Source organism: Cetobacterium sp., from assembly GCF_048470075.1.
Taxonomy (GTDB): domain Bacteria; phylum Fusobacteriota; class Fusobacteriia; order Fusobacteriales; family Fusobacteriaceae; genus Cetobacterium_A.
In genome coordinates, this window is the sequence record NZ_DBGBQB010000354.1 from 1 (window position 1) to 5,075 (window position 5,075).

4 protein-coding genes are annotated in these 5,075 nt (G+C 31.4%); 1 reads left to right on the plus strand and 3 read right to left on the minus strand.

The features are described 5' to 3' along the window. Both ACMOUI_RS12285 and ACMOUI_RS12290 read right to left on the minus strand, forming a co-directional pair. The coding region (locus ACMOUI_RS12285; protein ID WP_418965983.1) for a hypothetical protein at positions 1–460 on the minus strand (460 nt) is incomplete at its 3' end. A 12-nt stretch (positions 461–472) separates the two neighbouring features. Further along, a complete protein-coding gene (locus tag ACMOUI_RS12290) occupies positions 473–1,987 on the minus strand; it encodes a Ppx/GppA family phosphatase (protein WP_418965984.1) in 1,515 nt (504 codons plus the stop codon). Positions 1,988–2,146: 159 nt separating this feature from the next. Between ACMOUI_RS12290 and lon the strand changes: the two genes are divergently transcribed. Further along, positions 2,147–4,525 carry an endopeptidase La gene (lon, locus tag ACMOUI_RS12295; protein WP_418965985.1) on the plus strand — a complete coding sequence of 793 codons (2,379 nt, stop codon included), beginning with the start codon at positions 2,147–2,149 and terminating at the stop codon, positions 4,523–4,525. A 26-nt stretch (positions 4,526–4,551) separates the two neighbouring features. On the opposite strand, the gene yfcE is transcribed toward lon, so the two are convergent. Continuing rightward, entirely contained in the window at positions 4,552–5,073 is a 522-nt protein-coding gene (yfcE, locus tag ACMOUI_RS12300; RefSeq protein WP_418965986.1) for a phosphodiesterase, read from the minus strand. Positions 5,074–5,075 lie beyond the last annotated feature (2 nt).

A 5,075-nucleotide genomic window follows, 5' to 3' on the forward strand; every position in this document is an offset into this window, starting at 1 on the left:
GCTCACCCTTATAAAATAGATAGACCCCTGAAGTAAAAGATTTTAAATTAAAAAATAATCTGCTCTCTTTTTTAGAAAAAATATCTTTTTCCAAATGAATCAATTTTTTTATGGAGAAATATGTTTTTTCACTTAAATCTATATTATCTACAGCTAAATTAACTTTTAATTTTATCTGATCCAATACCATTGGAAAATTTGTTATACTTTTAAAAAATTCACTAAATATAACCTTTTTATCTGTGACACCATAATCTCTTGATAGATTATCCATTTTTTTTAAAATTTCGCACATCTTTCTCATTTTTTCTAAAGATATCTCATTTCCATCTTTAACCTCTTTAAATAAGTTTATATCCTCTGTCACTTTCTCTAAAACTTTATATCCACTCTCTTTTTTTTCATAGATTCTCATTTCAATAAAAGTCGAATTGATCTCTATTACTGCGTAAGTCACCATATCATCTCCACTCTACCTTTTCATCTTAAATTTTAATTTTTTATCAAAAGTATTAACAAATTTCTTTTGTGAAATAAAGAGATCTATAATTTTTAAATCCTCTTCATCTTTCTCTTTTATATAGAATATAATCTCATCTTTTGTGACCTCTATATCAAAATTCTCCTCATCTAATAGCAGGTCATCACAGAATATATTTGTTATATTTAAAATCTTCGAAAACATCATCAACTCTTCTATCTCTTCATCTTTGAATATCTCTTTATATTTCTCTAATCCCTTATACTTCTTATTGCCTCTGGCAACTATAAGAGCTGAAGCAACAAGTTCTTTTTGCTCAATGCCCTTTATACCTAAATTTAATATCATATAGGCTGAATGTAGTGGATAGTTGACAAAATTTATGACTTTTCCTATATCATATAGATATGTCACTATTTTTTTTACTTTTTCACTGACCTCTTTAAATTCATACTCTTTATCCAATGTTGAACATATTTTCTTTAATATCTTATAGTGTTTATCTTTAATTCTTGTATCTATATCTAAAATCTCTACAATCTCTTTAAATCCCTCTTCAAAGGGATCCTCTACCACTTTTCCACACTCACTAAGTCTCTCATACAAAACCCCCTCTCTTATTCCATAACCACTTATTATTAACTCCTTTAGATTAAAATATGTTAAAACCTCTTCCACTGCGATAGCCGCTCCTATAAATACATCTGCTCTCGCTTTAGATAACCCTTGAACATCCTGTTTCTCTTTGTAATCCTTGTCTTTTAAGTAATCTACGACCTCTTTTACACCATCTACACACACCTTATAGTTGTGTAACAGTTCCAATGGGTAATTATTCATGTATAGATGTACTCCTCCAATATTTCTGACCGTTCCCCCCACTCCTATCAGTGGTAACCCTTTTAGTTCATCTCTCCATTGAACTATTTTAAATTGCTCTCTTATAAACTCTCTCAACACCTCCTCATCTTTTTTATTCAATCTATCCTTTAAGTTGACAATCTCTGATAAAGTAACAGCTCCAAAATTTAAACTAACTCTTTCCAAAGCTTTTCTATCTTTAAAATGGACTATTTCTAAACTCGATCCTCCCAAATCAATTACAACTCCCTCTTTTATATCTAAAGTATTTATAGCTCCTTCAAAAGAGAAGTAAGCCTCATCCTCCCCTTTAAATACAATCACATCTATTCCCGTTGTTCTTAATATCTCTTTTAAAAGTCCCTCACCATTTGTAGCAATTCTTAGGGCCGCAGTTCCAAAGGCAACAATTTCATCAACATTGTTTCTTAAACACACTTTTTTAAATAACTGTATTGTTTTCAATGCCAGTTTTATCTTCTCCTCTTTTAGCTCCTTTTTCTCATTTATTCCCTCTCCTAGTCTCACTGTTTCCTTTATATCCTCCACCGGTATAAAAGATTTATTGGGAGTAATCTCATATATAACCATTCTAATAGAGTTTGAACCAATATCCATAACGCAAATTCTTTTTTTTAAAGTCATTTTTGCCCCTCCAAAACTTTTATATTTTTAAGGATTTACTACCTTTTTAGCTTTCTTCCTTTTCAAAATAAATTTCCTCTTTTATTTTTAATTTATAAAAGGAAATATAGGCATTTATATGTACTCTAAGTATAACAATAAAAATAAAAGGAGGAGGCTATGACTAGTACAAATAACAATTCTACAGATCTTGTTAATATAAGAGACTTATTACCTGAAGATATCCCTATTTTACCTCTTGTAATAAGACCCATTTTCCCAAATATTTTAACTCCTATCGCTTTTTCAGGAGAGGATTTTTTACAAGCTATAAAAGATGCCGAAGAGCATTATAACGGTTTTATCGGTTTAGTTTTTGTCAAAGATATCGATGATAACGACTATTTCAATTCAACTTTATATGATGTTGGAACTGTTGTAAAAATAAATAAAGTTACATCTATCTCTCAGGACTCTGTACAGGCGATTGTATTTGGAGTTGAACGTTTTAAAAAGAAAAAAGTTGTTTTAGGTAACTCTAGAATATGTTGGAAAGTTAAATATAATAAGGAGATTGCTGATTCTTCAGTTGAACTTAAAGCCTATATGCTCGCAATCATGACCTCTTTAAAAGAGATTTTTGAAGTTAACCCTATTTTAAAGGAGGAGTTAAAGCTTCTTGTTTCTCAGGCTTCATATGACCATCCAAGCATATTTATCGATTTTGTTTCATCTATGTTAAAAGCTGAAGCTAAAGATTTACAAGAACTTTTAGAGGAGTTTAATATTGTTAATCGCTCTCAGAGACTATTAACTATGTTAAAAAAAGAGTTAGAGATATCTCAACTTCAAGCTAAAATTTCCAAACAAATTGAGGATAAAGTTAGTAAACAACAGAAAGAGTATTTTTTAAGGGAGCAGCTTAAACTAATAAAGCAGGAATTAGGTTTGGAAAAAGATGAGAAATCCGCAGTTATAGACAAAATCGTGGATAAAATAAACCATATCCATCTCTCTCCAGAAGCTGAAAAAGTTGTAAATGAGCAGTTGGAAAAACTCTCTCTTTTAGATCAGGGTTCTCCTGAATACCACGTTGCTAGAACATATATCGAATCTATCGTTGAACTTCCATGGGGAGTTTTTTCAAAAGATCGACTGGATATAAAAAAAGCTAAAACAATTTTAGATAGAGATCACTATGGCCTTGAGGATATTAAAAATAGTATCTTAGAGTTTGTAAGTACAGTTATAAAAACAGGAAATGTAAATGGTTCTATTCTATGCTTAGTTGGTCCTCCAGGAGTTGGAAAAACATCTATTGGAAAATCAATTGCAGAATCTTTAAATAGAAAGTTTTATCGTTTCTCTGTTGGTGGAATGGTGGATGAGGCTGAAATAAAAGGTCATAGAAGAACCTATATTGGAGCTATGCCTGGAAAAATCATTCAGGCTTTAAAACTTGTTCAAACATCTAATCCTGTAATAATGATTGATGAGATTGATAAGATAGGAAATAGCTTTAGAGGAGATCCAGCTTCTGCACTATTAGAAGTTTTAGACCCTGAACAGAACAAAGATTTTTTAGATCACTATTTAGACATAAGATATGATCTATCTAAAATTCTTTTTGTCACAACTGCAAACCAATTAGATACAATTCCTAGACCTTTACTGGATAGAATGGAAGTTATCCACCTATCAGGTTATATTCTTGAAGAGAAGTTACAAATAGCTCAAAAATACTTGATTCCTCAGCAACTTAAAGCTCATGCCTTAGACAGTAAAGAGATTACTATAAGTAAAAATGCATTGAAATTTATAATAGATAAATATGCTAGAGAGGCTGGAGTTAGAACTTTAGATAAATGTATTCGAAAGATTATGAGAAAAGTAAACTTAAAAATTGCAGAGGGGAATAAGGAAAAAGTTAGAATCAATGAAAATAATGTTGAATCATATTTGGGAGTTCCTATCTTCACAACAGAGGAACTTTATCAAAAAGAGATTCCTGGAGTTACTTTAGGTTTAGCATGGACCTCTCTTGGAGGAGCAACACTATATATTGAAGCCACAAGTATCAGTAATAAAGATAGTGGATTAAAACTTACAGGACAACTTGGAGATGTTATGAAGGAGTCTGCAGAGATTGCTTATTCATACATTCGTTCTCTCCTTGCTAAAAGCACAACTCTTCCTATTGAAGTTAAAGAGTTTTTTGATAAAAATAGAGTCCATCTACATGTCCCAGAGGGTGCAACACCAAAAGATGGCCCTTCAGCTGGTATTACAATGGCTTTAGCTCTCTACTCTTTAGCCACTGATACCCCTATTAGAAAGGGCATAGCTATGACAGGAGAACTTACTTTAACTGGTAAAGTCCTTCCTATTGGAGGAGTTAGAGAAAAAACAATCGCAGCTAGAAGAGTTGGTATTTTTGAATTAATACTTCCAAAGGATAATAAAAAAGATTTTGATAGACTTCCAGACTTTTTAAAGTCCGGTATTGTAGTTAACTATGTTGATTATTTTACAGATGTTCTTAAATACGCTATAAAATAGAGAAAGGAGTGTTTAAAACACTCCTTTTATTTTAGTTCTACACTTTTTATAGTCCCTCCATCTAAACTTTTCACATAGAAGCAGTTATTTTCAAAAATACCATAGCTATTTAGGTTTCCACCTTTTGGAAGAGATATAGATCCTGGATTTAAAATAAAAATCCCCTCTTTTTTATAGGCCACAGGTAGATGGGTATGACCATATATAAAGATATCCCCTTCACATAGATTTGGAAGTTTATCCTCACTATAAATATGACCATGTGTTGCAAATATTCTTTTGTTGTTTAAAAAAATTGTTGAATAATCCCCCATGATTGGGTAATCCAACAACATCTGATCAACCTCACTATCGCAGTTACCTCTCACTGCAATTATTTTATCCTTATATCTATTCAGAGTCTCTGCCACCTCTTTTGGATTATATTCTAAAGGGAGAGGATTTCTAGGCCCATGATACAACTCATCTCCCAGTATCAATATATAGTCAGCTTTCTCTTTTTCATAGGCTTCTAAAGATTTTTTCAAGAAATAATTTGATCCATGAATAT